The sequence below is a fragment of the Blastococcus sp. SYSU D00813 genome (genome assembly GCF_054050735.1).
In genome coordinates this window covers 1-13,238 of sequence record NZ_JBJGZX010000061.1, presented here as the reverse complement: position 1 = coordinate 13,238, position 13,238 = coordinate 1, and the positions used below count along the sequence as shown (strand labels likewise).

Sequence of the window (13,238 nt, the reverse complement as noted above, 5' to 3'; positions counted from 1 at the left end):
GCGCCGGGGGGGGGGGGGGGGGGGGGGGGGGGGGGGGGGGGGGGGGGGGCCGGGGCCGGGGGGGGGCGGGCCCACCCGCCCCCCCCCCCCCCCCCCCCCCCGACCAGGGACGCGTCCGCGGTGAGCAGGCAGTCGTGCAGCCCGCCCCAGACCAGCCGGGCGCCCAGGGTCCCGGCCGCGGTCTCCTGCTCGAGCCGGCGGGCGGGCTTCCCCGGCCCGGCCTCGCCGCCGGTCACCACGAGCAGGGTGACCGTGTCCCCGGCGGCCGCGTGGGCCAGCAGGGTGGCGCCGCAGCCGAGCTCGACGTCGTCGGGGTGGGCGCCGATGGCGAGGACGCTGCGCGACATCGTCAGGCCGCGCCGGCCGTCGTCCCGGCCGCCGTGCGGGCGAGCCGGCGACGGAACCGGTAGAGCACCGTCGCGCCGACGACGCCGGCCGCGCCGAGGGCCACGGCCGTGCCGGTGCCGTTGCCGTCGGCCGGCAGCACCGTGGTGGGCGGGCAGACGGTCGCGTACTGCACGTAGTACGAGTAGCGCAGCGTCTGGCCGTTCAGGACCCAGCGGGCGTCCTGGTAGAAGATCTCGGAGTGGGTCAGCAGCACCCGCCACGTGCCGTGCACGGTGCCGGTGGCGAACTGCTTGGGCTGCTGGCCCTGCAGGCGGGTCGGGTAGACCTGGTTCGCGGTGCCGTAGTTGTAGATCTGCTGCCGGCCTGTCGTGTTGTTGTAGCCCAGGACGACCCAGTAGGTGCCGTCGCCGTTGTCCCGGTAGCAGTCGACGATCGGCGAGACGGTGCCGGTCGCGGACGCCGTCCCCGGGGAGAAGATCATCGTCAGCGCGGCGATGATCCCGATCGCGCCGAGCCGCGCGAACCGTGCGCCGGTGCGCGAGCCGGTCTTCCTGCTGGTGCCTGCCATGGCCGTCGTCCCTCGTGCTCTTGAGCGGCCTTCCCGCTCCACCCGGGTGGCATCGGACGATCCGGGCCCGGACTGGAGGGTCTGCGCCGGCAGATCACCCCAACGGGGGACTCAGGCGGGGACGGCGGCACCCAGCAGCTCGAGCGCGAGCGCGGCGGCCGCGGGGAACGAGTCGACGACGGCGGCCGCCCGGGGCTCGTCGGGCGCCGCGGCGTACTCCCCCTGCCGGATGCGGATCGCCCGGGCGCCCACCGCCGCCGCCACGGCGACGTCCTTGCCGGGCCGGTCGCCGATGACGAGCAGCCGGTCGGCGGGCACGCCGAGGGTGCCGGCGAGGGCGAGCAGGCCGTCCGCGGCCGGTTTGCGGGCGGCGCGGCCGCCCAGCGTGTCGGTCACGAGGACGACGGGGAGCAGCGGGCCGAGCCCCGTGGCCGCGAGCTTCGCCGCCTGGATCACCGGGTTGCCGTCGGTCAGGCAGGCCAGCGGGGCCGCCGCGGCCAGCGCCGCCAGCGCCTCGGGCACGCCCGGGTAGGTCGGGAGGGACGCCGGCCGGTGGTGGGTGAACGCCTCGACCAGCGGCGGCACGAGGTCGGGCAGGGCGGCGGCGGGCACCCCGGCGGCGAGCAGCGCCCGGTCGATCGTGCCGCCTGCGTCCGAGCCGGCCGCGAGCTCCCGCACGAGCGCGGCGTGCACCCGGTCGCCGTCCAGGCCGGCCGCGCCGGCGGCCTCCCCCACCGCCGCCGCGGCGCCGGCCAGGTACGCGGCCTGCGGGTAGAGCGTGTCGTCCAGGTCGACGACGACGCCCAGCGGAGGGGTCACCACGGCAGGCTGCCGTCGGTGAAGTCGGGCTCCTCGATCGCCAGCAGCGCGTCGGTCGCGGGGTCGGCGAGGATCGCGGCGACCTGCGGCCCCGTCGTCCCGTCCCCGTAGGGGCAGGGCAGGGACGCGGCGAGCGCCAGCCCCTCGGGCGCGGTGTGCCGGGCGGCGGCGGCGAGGACGGCGTCGGCGGCGGAGTCGTCGGCGAGCCCGGCCAGCGTGGTCGTGCCGGCCTCGACGCCCTCCCAGCGCGGCGTCGACCCGCGCAGCACGACGACCGGGACACCGAGGAACGCGGCCTCCTCCTGGATGCCGCCGGAGTCGGTGACGGCCAGCCGGGCCGAGGCGAGCGCCCCGAGCAGCTCGTCGTAGCCGATCGGGCCGCTGAGCGTGATCCGCGGGTGGTCGAGCTCGGCGTCCAGGCCGGTCGCGGCCAGCCGGGCGGCGGTGCGGGGGTGCACCGGGAAGGTCACGGGGCCGACCTGGTCGGCCAGCGAGCGCACGACGCCGACCAGGCGCTTGAGCCGCACCGGGTCGTCGACGTTGGTGGGCCGGTGGGCGGTGACCAGGACGCCGTCCCGCTGCCCGACCGGCACCGGGCGGACGCCGCGGGCGACCAGCGTGTCGACCACCGGGTTGCCGACCACGAACACCCGCTCGGCGGGTACGCCCTCGGCGGCGAGGAAGGCGGCGGCGCGGCGGGTCGGGGCCAGGTGCAGCGCGGCGACGGCGGCGGCCACGCGGCGGTTGACCTCCTCCACGCTGCGCGGGTTGAGGCTGCGCAGGCCCGCCTCGAGGTGGGCGAAGGGGACGCCGGCGCCGCGGGCGGCCAGCGCGTAGGCCGGCACCGTGTTGGTGTCGCCCAGCGCCAGGACGACGTCGGGCCGGAAGCGCGCGACCGCGCGGGCGGCGTCGGCGTGCAGCGCGCCCAGCCGGCTCTCCGGCGAGTCGGTGGGCAGCGCGAAGCGGTGCGTCGGGGTGAGGCCCAGGCTCCGCTGCAGCTCGCCGGCCAGGGCCGGGTCGGTGTGCTGGCCGGTGTCGACGACGTCGACCCGGTGGCCGGCGGCGGTCAGCGCCGCGACCACCGGGGCCAGCTTGACCACCTCCGGGCGGGTGCCGAAGGGGACGAGGACGGAACGACGGCGGGTCATGCCCGCACCCCCAGCGGCGTCGACGGGTCGGGCACGGGGCTGCCGTCCTCGGTCGTGAAGACCTCGGCGAAGTACCGGCGCATGCTCACGCCGGGGGTGAACCACAGGTGCGGCAGCTGGCGGTGCGGCTCCCGGATGCCGGTCAGGTAGGCGCTCACCACGTCGGCGCCGGCGGCCAGGGTCAGCGGCAGGCCGCCGGAGAAGCGCGGGTTGATCTCGACGGCCGTGACGCGGCCGTCGTCGGCGACGAAGCCCTGCACGTTGGCCGGCCCGGTCAGCCCGACGGCCTCCAGGGCGCCGGCGACCACGTCGGTCACCGCCGGCGAGTCGAAGGTCGAGCCCTTCACCGAGATGCCGGCCTTGGTCTCCTCCCGCCACCGCGGCACCACGGTGAGCAGCTCACCGCTGCGCGAGACCAGGGCGTCGGCGGTGAACTCGCGGCCGCGCAGCCGGGTCTGGGCGATGAGCGACGGGTCGGCGCGCAGCGCCTCGACCACCGCCGAGCGGGTGTCGAGCAGGCGCACGCCCCGGCTGCCCCGCCCGGCGCGCGGCTTGACGATCCACGGTCCCGGCACCTCGACCAGCCCGGCGGGGGTGTCGGTGGTCGCCGGGTGCGCGACGCCGGCCAGCTTCAGGGTGCGGGCGAAGGCCGACTTGTCGCAGCACAGCTCCACGCTGACCGGGTCGGAGAACCAGGTGCCCACGCCCGCGGCGGCGAAGCGGTCGGCCCCGGCCGTCAGCGCGGGCAGCTCCTCGGCCACCGTGCCGATCAGCGCGTCGACGCCGTGCGTGAGGGCCACGCCGATGAGGGCGTCGACGAAGTGGGCGTGGTCGGCGCGCGGCACCATCACGCCCGCGTCGGCCAGCGCGCAGCCGGTCGCGCGGGGGTCGGCGTCGGCGGCGACGACCCGGTGGCCCAGCGCCATCAGCCGGCGGACGACGGCGATGCCGGCCGGCCCGCCGGCGCCGGTCACGAGGACGGCGGGGGCCGCGGGGTGCACCGCGCCGGCCGCGGCCGGCGGCGCGTCGAGGGTCGAGGTCACCGGGGCATCTCCTGGTCACGGGGCGGTGCGGACGGTCGGGCGAAGCTCAGCTGCCGGGACGGCGGGCGGCTGTGCCGGCCGGCCGGGGGCGCGGGCGGCGGGGGCGGCACCGCCATGCGGGCGACCGCGGCGATGCGGGTGGTGCCGTCGGGCACCGGGTCCTCACCGGTGTCGACCGGGTCGTCGTCCTGCTCGGGACCGCGGGCCAGCAGCCAGCCGCGCGCCCACAGCCGCAGCGCGGCGACCCGGTGGTGGGTGACCGGCTCCCACTGGCGGGCGGCCACCTCCTGCGCGAGGCAGTCGAGGACGAGTGGGTCCTCGTCGTAGGTGGCGACGGCGACCAGCGAGGCGCTGTGCGCGCCGAGCCCGTCGGCGGCCAGCTCGCGGATGCGCGCGATGCGGGCGGAGGCCGGCAGGTGGCCGATCCGGTAGTCGATGCGCCCGGCCTCGCGGCGGGCGGCCAGCCGCCGCGACAGCCACGCCGGGTAGACGTAGCGGTGCAGCAGCCCGGTGAGGGTGGTGCGCCGGCGGGCGGCCTCGCGGGCCTCGCCCTCGGGGGCGCGGTAGCCCAGCCCGGGGCGGGCCCAGCTGTCGGGCCGGCGGGCGGTGTGCCGGCCGTCGACGTCCTGCTCGGCCCGCTCCAGGGTCGGCAGGGTCACCCACACCATGAGCAGGAAGCCGCCCAGCGTGGCGGCGAGGTTCCACAGCGTGCCGACCCAGTCGTGGAACAGCACGAGCGCGCCGTCGCCCCACCACATGCCGGCCAGCGCCGACAGCAGCAGCCGCACGTGGTTGAGCACGAGCAGCACCGCGACGGCGAAGAGCAGGCCGCCCACGGCGTGCAGCTTGCGGCCGCGCAGGATCACCGCGGTCAGCGCGGTGAGGCCGAGCACCGAGAGGATCGACGAGCACGAGGCCGTGACGACGGCGTCGATGATGACGCCGTCCTCCCGGAACATCAGGACGTGGCCGGGCACGAGGTCGGCGACCCGGCCCGGGTAGAAGAGGGCGAGCACCTGCGCCAGGCCCCAGGCCTCGAGCTCGCGCAGCGGACCGGTGAGGTAGCGGAAGCCGACCAGGCAGATGGCCGCGGCGAGGACGAGGTCGAGTGCGACCGGCAGCAGCCGCCGGCCGCTCCCCCGCCGGATCAGGCCCGGCGAGCGGCGGGCGGGCGCGGTCAGGGCGGTCACCGGCCCGCCTCCTCGGAGGTGGGGGCGGCGAGGGCGAACGAGCGCGGGCGCTGCGGCCCGGCCGCCACCGGGACGGCGGCCACCGGGGCGGGAGCGGCGGCCGGCGCGACGGCGGCCGCGCGCACGGTCGAGGTGGCGCCCGAGCGGGTCGTCTTCACCCAGGTGTAGGGCCGGCCGAGCATCCCGTCGACGTAGGCCCGGGTGGTGATCCACACCGACAGCGCGAACGACGGGAGGAAGCCCAGCAGCCGCCAGGCCGACCGGCGCTCGACCCGGCCGATGAGCAGCCCGACGCACAGCTCGGCCAGCGGGCCGACGAACAGCAGCATCGACAGCGGCAGCAGCGCCACGGCCGGGAGGTCGCCGATGCCGAACGCGCGCAGCACGGTGAGCAGCAGGCCCAGGCCGCTGAGCACCGGCACGTGGTAGACGAGCAGGAAGAGCGTCGTCTCGACCTTCTCCAGCAGGGAGAGGTACGGCGAGCGCATCAGCGGCCGCCAGTAGTCGCGCAGGCACTTCTGGTGGCCGCGCGCCCAGCGGTAGCGCTGCTTCCAGAAGCGCTGGGCGGTGACGACGGCTTCCTCGTAGTCGATCGCCGAGACGTCGTAGCGGACCCGCTGCCCGGCCATGAGGATCCGCAGCGTGAGGTCGGTGTCCTCGGTGACGGTCTCGGGGTTCCAGCCGCCGAGCATCCGCAGGGTGGACATCCGGACGGCGCAGTTGGCGCCGCCGTAGGCCGGCAGCTCGAACAGCGCCTGGCGGCCGTACTCGTTGACGAGGTAGCCGGAGAGGTAGTCGACGAAGACCGTGGCGGCCATCGTCGAGTCCTTGCCGTTGCGGATCACGCAGCGGCCCATGACCGCGCCGACGGAGGGGTCGCGGAAGTGGCGGACCAGCCGGCGCAGCGCGGTCGGCTCGGGCTCGTGGTCGGCGTCGAAGACCAGGACGATCTCGGCCTCGACGAGGGTGAGGGCGTCGTTGAGGGCGCCCGACTTGCCGCCGCCGGAGCCGGCCGCCCGGTGCAGCACGCGCAGCCGGGGCTCGACCGCGGCCCAGGCGTCGAGCTTGGCGCCGGTGGCGTCCTCGGAGCCGTCGTCGACGACGACGAGGGTCAGCCGGTCGGCCGGGTAGTCCAGCGCCAGGAGCGCGGCGACCATCCCGTCGACGACGAGCTCCTCGTTCTTGCAGCCGACGAAGACGGCGACCTGCGGGGTGTAGCCCTCGAGCCCGACGTCGGCGGCGAGCAGGTCGCGCTCGGCCCAGCGGGCGGCGGCGACGGCGAAGGCCAGGTGGCGGCAGAAGAAGACGCCGAAGACGACGTTGAGCACGCCGGCGACCACCCCCAGCACGGGGTCCACGCCGAAGGAGAGGCAGGCGGCGGTGACGACGACGCCGTAGGCCAGGAGGACGAAGGGCCGCCCCTCGGGCCGAGCGCTGCCGTGGGCCACCGACCCCTCCTCCGGACGCGGGCACGCGAGCGGCGGAGCGGGCGCTCCACCTCACCGGTGCATCGGCACCGAGGAGGCGGACCTGAAGCGGAACGCCGGACGGCGGCGACGGACGACGCCGTTCCGCGGCCGCGGGAGGCCCGGCTGCGGCGCGGGCCGCGGCGGGCGCACCGGCAGGACGCCGCGCGGCGCGGGCGCGACCGGGAAGCCGCCGAGGTCGATGCGGGCGTGGCTGGCGGGCGGGTCGGCGGGACCGCGGCCGCCGCGCACCGCCACCACGAGGCTCGTGGTCGACAGGGCGGCGAGGCCCAGGAGGACGAGCAGGACGAGGACACCACTGAGAGTCATGGCAGCAGGTTGGCACCGAATGGACTGGTGTTTTCCAGGCCACTCCGGCATGGTGGCCTGCATGCCACCGCGTGCAGAGCAGTCCACTCCGGCCGGGGAGCTGGCCGCTCTCGTCGGTCCGCTCGAGCCGGTCCCCGGTCCGCGGTACGTCGCGCTGGCCCGCCGGGTGCAGGAGCTGCTGTCCACCGGCCGGCTCGCCGCGGGCAGCCGGCTGCCGGCCGAGCGGGAGCTGGCGGCGGCCCTCGGGCTGTCCCGGGTGACCGTCGCCTCCGCCTACCGGGAGCTGCGCGAGTCCGGTCACGCGGCCACGCGGCACGGCTCCGGCACGGTGACCGAGCTGCCGGGGACGGGGTCCGGGGTGGCGGTGTGGGGGGCGCCGAGCACCGATCCCCGCGTGCTGGACCTGGCGCACGCGGCCCTGGAGGCGGCGCCGCAGCTGACCGCCGCCTACCGGCAGGCGCTGGAGGCCTTTCCCGCGGTCGCGGCCGGGCACGGCTACGCCAGCGGCGGCCTGCCCGAGCTGCGGGCCGCCATCGCCGACCGCTACACCGCCCGCGGCCTGCCCACCGACCCCGAGCAGGTGCTCGTGACCGCCGGGACCGGCGACGCCACCGACGTCGTCCTCCAGACCCTGCTGCAGCCCGGCGACCGGGTGCTCGTCGAGCACCCCACCTACCCCGGGGCGCTGGGCGCGGTGGAGGCGCACGGCGGCCGTTGCCTCCCCGTGCCCGTCGACGCCGCCGACCCCGACGCCGTCATCGCCGCCGCCCACCTGGCCGCGCGGCAGAGCAGCCCGCGGCTGGCGTTCCTCATGCCCGACTTCTCCAACCCCACCGGCGCCCGGCTCAGCGCGGCCGGACGGCGGCGGCTGGCCGCGACCCTGTGGCAGCAGGGCGTGCTCAGCGTGGTCGACGAGGTCACCGCCGAGCTGTACCTGGACGACGGGCCGCTGCCGCCGTTCGCCGCCGGGCTGCCCGACTCGGCGACGGTCACGGTCGGCGGGCTGTCGAAGTCGGTGTGGGGCGGCCTGCGGATCGGCTGGGTGCGGGCCGACGCGGCGCTGGTGGCCCAGCTGGGCGAGGTGCTGCGCCGCCGGCAGCTCTCGGTCGGGGCGCTGGACCAGATCGCCGCGACGACGCTGGTGCGCGGGCTGGACGCCGTGCTGGAGCAGCGCCGGGCCACGCTGCGCGAGCGCCGGGACCTGCTGCGGGCGGAACTCGCACGGGAGCTGCCGGACTGGACCGTTCCCTGCCCGGCCGGGGGGCTGTCGCTGTGGTGCACGCTGCCGCCCGGCCTGAGCTCGGGTGCGCTCGTCGCCGCGGCGGCGCCGCTGGGGCTGGTGCTGGCCGAGGGCCGGGCGTTCGGCACCGGGCACGCCTTCGACGACCGCCTGCGGCTGCCGTTCACCCGCCCGGCCGAGGAGCTGCGCCGGGCGGTCCGCCTGCTGGTGCAGGCGGCGGAGGCGGTCCGGGGCGGGGCGGAGCGGCACCCGGGCGCGCGGTCGCTGGCCGTCGTCTGAAGCCTCCGCCGGGCGTGCGACCGGCGGCCGGAGTGGTTACGGTTCAGGTGCGGTCCGCTGGAAGCCGGCGACCGCGGCGCAGAGGTCGAAACCACGGCCGTGCACACCCCCGCCGAGCCTCGGCGGTCGCCTCGTGGAGATCTCATGACGACCATCCCCGCCCCCGCGCAGACCCGTCGTCGCACATTGACGGCTCCGCCGCACACCCCGCCGCAGACCGTGCCGGCGCCCGGCGTCGACCGGTTGCAGGCACTCGAGACCGAGGTCGCCCAGATGCGGACGGCCATGGCCAGCCGCGCGGTGATCGAGCAGGCCAAGGGCATCCTGATGCTGCTGGCCGGGTGCTCGGACCAGGTCGCCTTCGACGTCCTGACCCACATCTCGAGCACCACGCACCGCAAGGTCCGCGACCTCGCGGTGGCGATCACCGAGTCGGCCTGCGGCCGCTCGCCGCTGCCGGCCGACGTCCAGGCGGCCATCCGCGACGTCTGCCCACCCCCGCACGCCCACTGACCGACGCGGGGCCCCTGCCGCGGCGCGCGGCGGCGGACCCGGCAGGATGTCGGGCGTGCTCTACGCGGTCCTGAGGTTCCTGCTGCGACCGCTGGCCCGCCTGCTGCTGCGCGCGCGGGTGACCGGGCAGGAGAACGTGCCGGCCTCCGGCGCGGTCATCCTGGCCAGCAACCACCTGTCGTTCATCGACAGCATGGTGATCCCGCTGTCGGCGCCGCGGCGGGTGCGCTACCTGGCCAAGGCCGAGTACTTCACCACGCCGGGCCTCGGCGGCTGGCTCACCCGCACGCTGTTCACCGCGCTGGGGGCGCTGCCGGTGGAGCGGGAGACCTCCCGGGCCGCCCAGGCCGCCCTCGACACCGCGCTCGGCGTGCTGCACGACGGCGACGCCTTCGGCATCTACCCCGAGGGCACCCGCTCGCGGGACGGGCGCCTGGCGCGCGGCAAGACCGGCGTGGCCTGGCTCGCCCTGACCGCGGACTGCCCCGTCGTCCCCGTGGCCGTGAGCGGGACCGACCGGGTCCAGCCGGTCGGTGCCACCTGGCCGCGCCCGCACCGCGTCACCGTGACCTTCGGGGCGCCGCTGACCTTCCCCGAGCACCGCGGCATGGCGCGCAACGGCCGGGCCCGCCGCGAGGTGACCGACCGGATCATGCTGGCCATCGCCGACCTCTCGGGCCAGGAGAAGGCCGGGTGGGGCGACCCGCGCGAGGCGGCGTGAGCGGCGCGCTCCTGGTCGCCGGGACGACGTCGGACGCCGGCAAGTCGGTCGTCACCGCGGGGATCTGCCGGTGGCTGGTGCGCCAGGGCGTCTCGGTGGCGCCGTTCAAGGCGCAGAACATGAGCAACAACTCGATGGTGACCGCCGACGGCGCCGAGATCGGGCGGGCCCAGGTGATGCAGGCCGCCGCGGCGCGGGTCGAGCCCGAGGCGGCGATGAACCCGGTGCTGCTCAAGCCCGGCGGCGAGGACTCCTCGCAGGTGGTGGTGCTGGGCCGGCCGGTCGCCGACGTGACGGCGCTGTCCTACCGGCCGATGAAGGCGGCGCTGCTGGAGCAGGTGCTGGCCTCGCTGGCCGACCTGCGGGCGCGCTTCGACGTCGTCGTCTGCGAGGGCGCCGGCTCCCCCACCGAGATCAACCTCCGGGCCGACGACATCGCCAACATGGGCCTGGCCACGGCCGCGCGGCTGCCGGTGGTCGTGGTGGGCGACATCGACCGGGGCGGGGTGTTCGCCGCCCTGTACGGCACGGTCGCGCTCATGCCGCCGGGCGACCAGCGGCTGGTGGCGGGCTTCCTGGTCAACAAGTTCCGCGGCGACGCGCGGCTGCTCTCCCCCGGGCTCGACGAGCTCACCCGGCTGACCGGCCGTCCGACGCTGGGGGTGCTGCCGTGGCTGCCGGGGGCGGCGGTCGACGTCGAGGACTCCCTCGGCGTGCCCACCGGCGTCTCGTCGGCCGGCCCGCCGCACGGCGAGGACGTGCTGCGGGTGTCGGTGGCCCGCCTGCCCCGGCTGTCCAACTTCACCGACCTCGACGCGCTGGCCGCCGAGCCCGGCGTCCTCGTCCGCTACGCCACCCGGCCCGAGGAGCTGGCCGACGCCGACCTGGTCGTGCTGCCGGGGACCCGGTCGACCGTGGCCGACCTGCGCTGGCTGCGCGAGACCGGGCTGGCCGACGCCGTGCTGCGCCGTGCCGCCGAGGGCCGGCCCGTGCTCGGCATCTGCGGCGGCCACCAGATGCTGGCCCGGACCATCACCGACGAGGTCGAGTCGCGGTCGGGCGCGGTGCCCGGGCTGGGCCTGCTGCCCAGCGACGTGGTGTTCGCGCGGGAGAAGACCCTCGGCCGCCCGGTGGGGACGGCATACGGGCGGCCCGTGCGCGGCTACGAGATCCACCACGGGGTGGTGACCGTCGACGGTTCCGCCGAGCCGTTCCTGGACGGCGCCCGCGCCGGGTCGGTCTGGGGGACCACCTGGCACGGGACGCTGGAGGACGACGACTTCCGGCGGGCCTTCCTCACGCAGGTCGCGGCCGCGGCCGGCCGCCGGTTCGTGCCCGCGCCGGACACCTCGTTCGCCGCCGTCCGGGAGGCGCGGCTCGACGCCCTCGGCGACCTCGTCGCCGAGCACGCCGACACCGACGCGCTGTGGCGGCTGGTCGAGTCCGGCCCACCGGCCGACCTGCCGCTGCTGCCGCCGGGGGCCTCAGCTCCCCGCTGATCCCGCCAGCACCGCACGGACGTCGTCGGGCCACGGCGCCGAGGCGCCACCGACCGTGCACACGTAGGTGGTGCGCACCTCGCAGCAGACCCGGTCGGCCACGCGGATCGTGAAGCGCAGGGTCAGGCTGCTGCGGCCCAGCCGGTCGGGCTCGACGTCGACCTCGACCGTGTCGCCGTAGCGGGCCGACGAACGCCACTCCTGGGCGCTCGCGACGACGACGTACTCGACGCCCCGCCGGGTCAGGTCCTGCCAGGGCAGCCCGCGCGCCGACCACCACGCGTTGACCGCCTCGTCGGCGTAGACGAGGTAGTGGGCGTTGAAGACGATGCCCTGCTGGTCGCACTCGACGAAGCGCACCGGCGCGCCCCACACCGCGGTCACCGGACGGACGCTACCGAGACCCGTCGGTGCGCCGGGCTACCGTTCCCGCGTGAGCACGCCCACGCAGGACCCCCTGGCCGCCTACCGCGCGCCCAACCGGATCCCCCTGGACAAGGTGATCGACCGGGTCGACCCGCACTGCCGGGCGTTCATCGAAATCTCCCCGTGGGCGACGCTGGCGACCGCCGACGCCGACGGCTGGCCCGACGTCTCGCCGCGCGGCGGCGAGCGCGGCTTCGTCAAGGTGCTCGACGAGCACCGGCTGGCCCTGCCCGACCGGCCGGGCAACAACCGGATCGACAGCCTGCGCAACGTGGCCGCCAACCCGCGGGTGGGGCTGATGTTCCTGGTGCCGCGGATCGAGGAGGTGCTGCGGGTCTACGGGACGGCGACCATCGTGGGCCCCGACGACCTGCGCATCGACCTGACCGAGTTCGGCAAGGCGCCGCTGTCGGTGCTCGTCGTGGACGTGCAGCGGGCGTACTTCCAGTGCGCGAAGTCGCTGATCCGCTCCGGCATGTGGGCCCCGGAGAGCTGGGGCGACCGCGGCGACTTCCCGGCGATCGGCACGGTCTTCCGGGACCACTGCCGGCTGCCGGCGCCGCTGCCGCCGGACGACGTCCTGCGGGCGGGGCTGCTGCCCGAGCTGTAGGGCCCGTCTGTCGGTGCGCTGCCCTAGCGTCCGCGGTCATGGCGACCGAGTTCCAGGTGACGATCGACTCCGCTGACCCGCACGTGCTGGCCGACTGGTGGGCCGAGGCGCTGGGCTGGGAGGTCGAGCCGCAGGACGCGGACTTCATCCGGCGCATGGTGGCCGAGGGCCACGCGAGCGAGGACGAGACCATGACGCACCGGGGCGCCCTGGTGTGGCGGCTGGGCACCGCGCTGCGCTCCCCCGACGCCGGCCGGCCACGGGTGCTGTTCCAGCGCTCGACCGAGCCGAAGACCGGCAAGAACCGCGTGCACCTGGACCTGCACGTGGGCGCCGACCGCCGCGAGGCCGAGGTCGCCCGCCTGCTTGGCGCGGGCGCCACGGAGCTGTGGCGGGCCAGCCAGGGCCCGTTGCAGTGGGTGACGCTGGCCGACCCCGAGGGCAACGAGTTCTGCGTCGCCTGAGCGGGCCCCGCCCGGCTCAGCCGGCGCGCAGGTCCCGCGCCAGGCGGCGCGAGGCGACCGTGCGCTCGGCGGCGGCCCGGTGCCGGTCCCGTCTGCTCCGCCGTCCCGAGCCGGAGTAGCGGGCGTCCTCCACCAGCTGGAAGGCGGCCAGGACGCTGGCCTTCACGTCGCGGGGACGCAGGACGGGCGGCGGTACGGGCTCGGCCGAGGTCATGTGCCTCTCCTCTCCGGAGCAGCCCCCCAGCCACCCCGTGGGACACATGGTGCCCCGCTATCGGCGTTCCCAACCAGATCCGTGACCGATTGATGTCGATGTGTCACGAGTTACTCCTGGGGCGGCCGGGAGCCCTTCCGTACCGTGCCCGCATGGCGTCTCTCGGACGGCGGCTGGCCGGCCTGCTGCGCACGGTGCTCGAACCGGCGACCCGCCCCTCGCGGCCGGCCCGCCGCACTCCCCCGCGGCCCCCCGTGGGGCCGGCCCCGCCGGGCGGAAGCCCCGCTCCCGCCGGGGGGGTCGCCCCCGGGGGGGGGCGCGCCCTTAAACGCGACCCGGGGGTAGTCGACCTAGACAAAC

The 13,238-nt window shown here is 76.7% G+C and carries 16 protein-coding genes; 6 read left to right on the top strand and 10 right to left on the bottom strand.

Annotated elements, in window-relative coordinates:
• From ACI8AX_RS23035 to ACI8AX_RS23000, 8 genes are all read right to left on the bottom strand, one after another.
• Nucleotides 1–347 (bottom strand): PIG-L deacetylase family protein (locus ACI8AX_RS23035; RefSeq protein WP_456552205.1); only part of this gene is annotated, 347 nt, incomplete at its 3' end.
• A gap of 2 nt (nucleotides 348–349) precedes the next feature.
• Complete coding sequence (locus ACI8AX_RS23030) at nucleotides 350–916, bottom strand: hypothetical protein (RefSeq protein WP_456552204.1); 567 nt, start codon at nucleotides 914–916, stop codon at nucleotides 350–352.
• 111 nt (nucleotides 917–1,027) lie between these two features.
• Nucleotides 1,028–1,735, bottom strand: coding sequence for an HAD family hydrolase (locus ACI8AX_RS23025; RefSeq protein ID WP_456552203.1), 708 nt, complete (start codon nucleotides 1,733–1,735; stop codon nucleotides 1,028–1,030).
• Nucleotides 1,732–2,883 carry a non-hydrolyzing UDP-N-acetylglucosamine 2-epimerase gene (gene wecB, locus ACI8AX_RS23020; RefSeq protein WP_456552202.1) on the bottom strand — a complete coding sequence of 384 codons (1,152 nt, stop codon included), beginning with the start codon at nucleotides 2,881–2,883 and terminating at the stop codon, nucleotides 1,732–1,734. Before wecB ends, ACI8AX_RS23025 begins: the two co-directional genes overlap by 4 nt.
• Nucleotides 2,880–3,926 carry an ATP-grasp domain-containing protein gene (locus ACI8AX_RS23015; RefSeq protein ID WP_456552201.1) on the bottom strand — a complete coding sequence of 349 codons (1,047 nt, stop codon included), beginning with the start codon at nucleotides 3,924–3,926 and terminating at the stop codon, nucleotides 2,880–2,882. The genes wecB and ACI8AX_RS23015 overlap by 4 nt, the downstream gene beginning before the upstream one ends.
• The gene (locus ACI8AX_RS23010) at nucleotides 3,923–5,116 is read right to left on the bottom strand and encodes an exosortase/archaeosortase family protein (protein ID WP_456552200.1); all 1,194 of its coding nucleotides are present in this window, start codon (nucleotides 5,114–5,116) and stop codon (nucleotides 3,923–3,925) included. The genes ACI8AX_RS23015 and ACI8AX_RS23010 overlap by 4 nt, the downstream gene beginning before the upstream one ends.
• Nucleotides 5,113–6,564: a glycosyltransferase gene (locus ACI8AX_RS23005; protein ID WP_456552199.1), complete on the bottom strand. Its 1,452-nt coding sequence runs from the start codon at nucleotides 6,562–6,564 to the stop codon at nucleotides 5,113–5,115. Before ACI8AX_RS23005 ends, ACI8AX_RS23010 begins: the two co-directional genes overlap by 4 nt.
• Nucleotides 6,565–6,615: 51 nt before the next feature.
• Complete coding sequence (locus ACI8AX_RS23000) at nucleotides 6,616–6,912, bottom strand: hypothetical protein (protein WP_456552198.1); 297 nt, start codon at nucleotides 6,910–6,912, stop codon at nucleotides 6,616–6,618.
• Nucleotides 6,913–6,973: 61 nt separating this feature from the next.
• Between ACI8AX_RS23000 and yczR the strand changes: the two genes are divergently transcribed.
• The 4 genes from yczR (at nucleotide 6,974) to ACI8AX_RS22980 (ending at nucleotide 11,164) form a co-directional block, all read left to right on the top strand.
• Nucleotides 6,974–8,431, top strand: coding sequence for a MocR-like transcription factor YczR (yczR, locus tag ACI8AX_RS22995; protein ID WP_456552197.1), 1,458 nt, complete (start codon nucleotides 6,974–6,976; stop codon nucleotides 8,429–8,431).
• 144 nt (nucleotides 8,432–8,575) lie between these two features.
• Complete coding sequence (locus ACI8AX_RS22990) at nucleotides 8,576–8,944, top strand: ANTAR domain-containing protein (protein ID WP_456552196.1); 369 nt, start codon at nucleotides 8,576–8,578, stop codon at nucleotides 8,942–8,944.
• A gap of 55 nt (nucleotides 8,945–8,999) precedes the next feature.
• Nucleotides 9,000–9,665 carry a lysophospholipid acyltransferase family protein gene (locus ACI8AX_RS22985; RefSeq protein WP_456552195.1) on the top strand — a complete coding sequence of 222 codons (666 nt, stop codon included), beginning with the start codon at nucleotides 9,000–9,002 and terminating at the stop codon, nucleotides 9,663–9,665.
• A complete protein-coding gene (locus ACI8AX_RS22980; protein ID WP_456552194.1) occupies nucleotides 9,662–11,164 on the top strand; it encodes a cobyric acid synthase in 1,503 nt (500 codons plus the stop codon). Before ACI8AX_RS22985 ends, ACI8AX_RS22980 begins: the two co-directional genes overlap by 4 nt.
• Here the strand turns inward: ACI8AX_RS22980 and ACI8AX_RS22975 are convergent.
• Nucleotides 11,150–11,548 carry an acyl-CoA thioesterase gene (locus tag ACI8AX_RS22975; RefSeq protein WP_456552193.1) on the bottom strand — a complete coding sequence of 133 codons (399 nt, stop codon included), beginning with the start codon at nucleotides 11,546–11,548 and terminating at the stop codon, nucleotides 11,150–11,152. The genes ACI8AX_RS22980 and ACI8AX_RS22975 overlap by 15 nt on opposite strands.
• Before the next feature lie 49 nt (nucleotides 11,549–11,597).
• On the opposite strand from ACI8AX_RS22975, the gene ACI8AX_RS22970 reads away from it, so the two are divergent.
• Entirely contained in the window at nucleotides 11,598–12,200 is a 603-nt protein-coding gene (locus ACI8AX_RS22970; RefSeq protein WP_456552192.1) for an MSMEG_1061 family FMN-dependent PPOX-type flavoprotein, read from the top strand.
• Between the two features lie 38 nt (nucleotides 12,201–12,238).
• The gene (locus tag ACI8AX_RS22965; protein WP_456552191.1) at nucleotides 12,239–12,664 is read left to right on the top strand and encodes a VOC family protein; all 426 of its coding nucleotides are present in this window, start codon (nucleotides 12,239–12,241) and stop codon (nucleotides 12,662–12,664) included.
• Nucleotides 12,665–12,680: 16 nt separating this feature from the next.
• On the opposite strand, the gene ACI8AX_RS22960 is transcribed toward ACI8AX_RS22965, so the two are convergent.
• On the bottom strand, nucleotides 12,681–12,878 hold the full coding sequence (locus ACI8AX_RS22960) for a hypothetical protein (protein ID WP_456552190.1): 198 nt from the start codon (nucleotides 12,876–12,878) through the stop codon (nucleotides 12,681–12,683).
• Between the last annotated feature and the right edge of the window lie 360 nt (nucleotides 12,879–13,238).

Excerpts from the sequence above, each read along its gene's own strand:
- ACI8AX_RS23030 (WP_456552204.1), bottom strand. The coding sequence starts at position 916 with ATGGCAGGCACCAGCAGGAAGACCGGCTCGCGCACCGGCGCACGGTTC.
- wecB (WP_456552202.1), bottom strand. The coding sequence starts at position 2,883 with ATGACCCGCCGTCGTTCCGTCCTCGTCCCCTTCGGCACCCGCCCGGAG.
- ACI8AX_RS23000 (WP_456552198.1), bottom strand. The coding sequence starts at position 6,912 with ATGACTCTCAGTGGTGTCCTCGTCCTGCTCGTCCTCCTGGGCCTCGCC.
- yczR (WP_456552197.1), top strand. The coding sequence starts at position 6,974 with ATGCCACCGCGTGCAGAGCAGTCCACTCCGGCCGGGGAGCTGGCCGCT.
- ACI8AX_RS22990 (WP_456552196.1), top strand. The coding sequence starts at position 8,576 with ATGACGACCATCCCCGCCCCCGCGCAGACCCGTCGTCGCACATTGACG.
- ACI8AX_RS22965 (WP_456552191.1), top strand. The coding sequence starts at position 12,239 with ATGGCGACCGAGTTCCAGGTGACGATCGACTCCGCTGACCCGCACGTG.
- ACI8AX_RS22960 (WP_456552190.1), bottom strand. The coding sequence starts at position 12,878 with ATGACCTCGGCCGAGCCCGTACCGCCGCCCGTCCTGCGTCCCCGCGAC.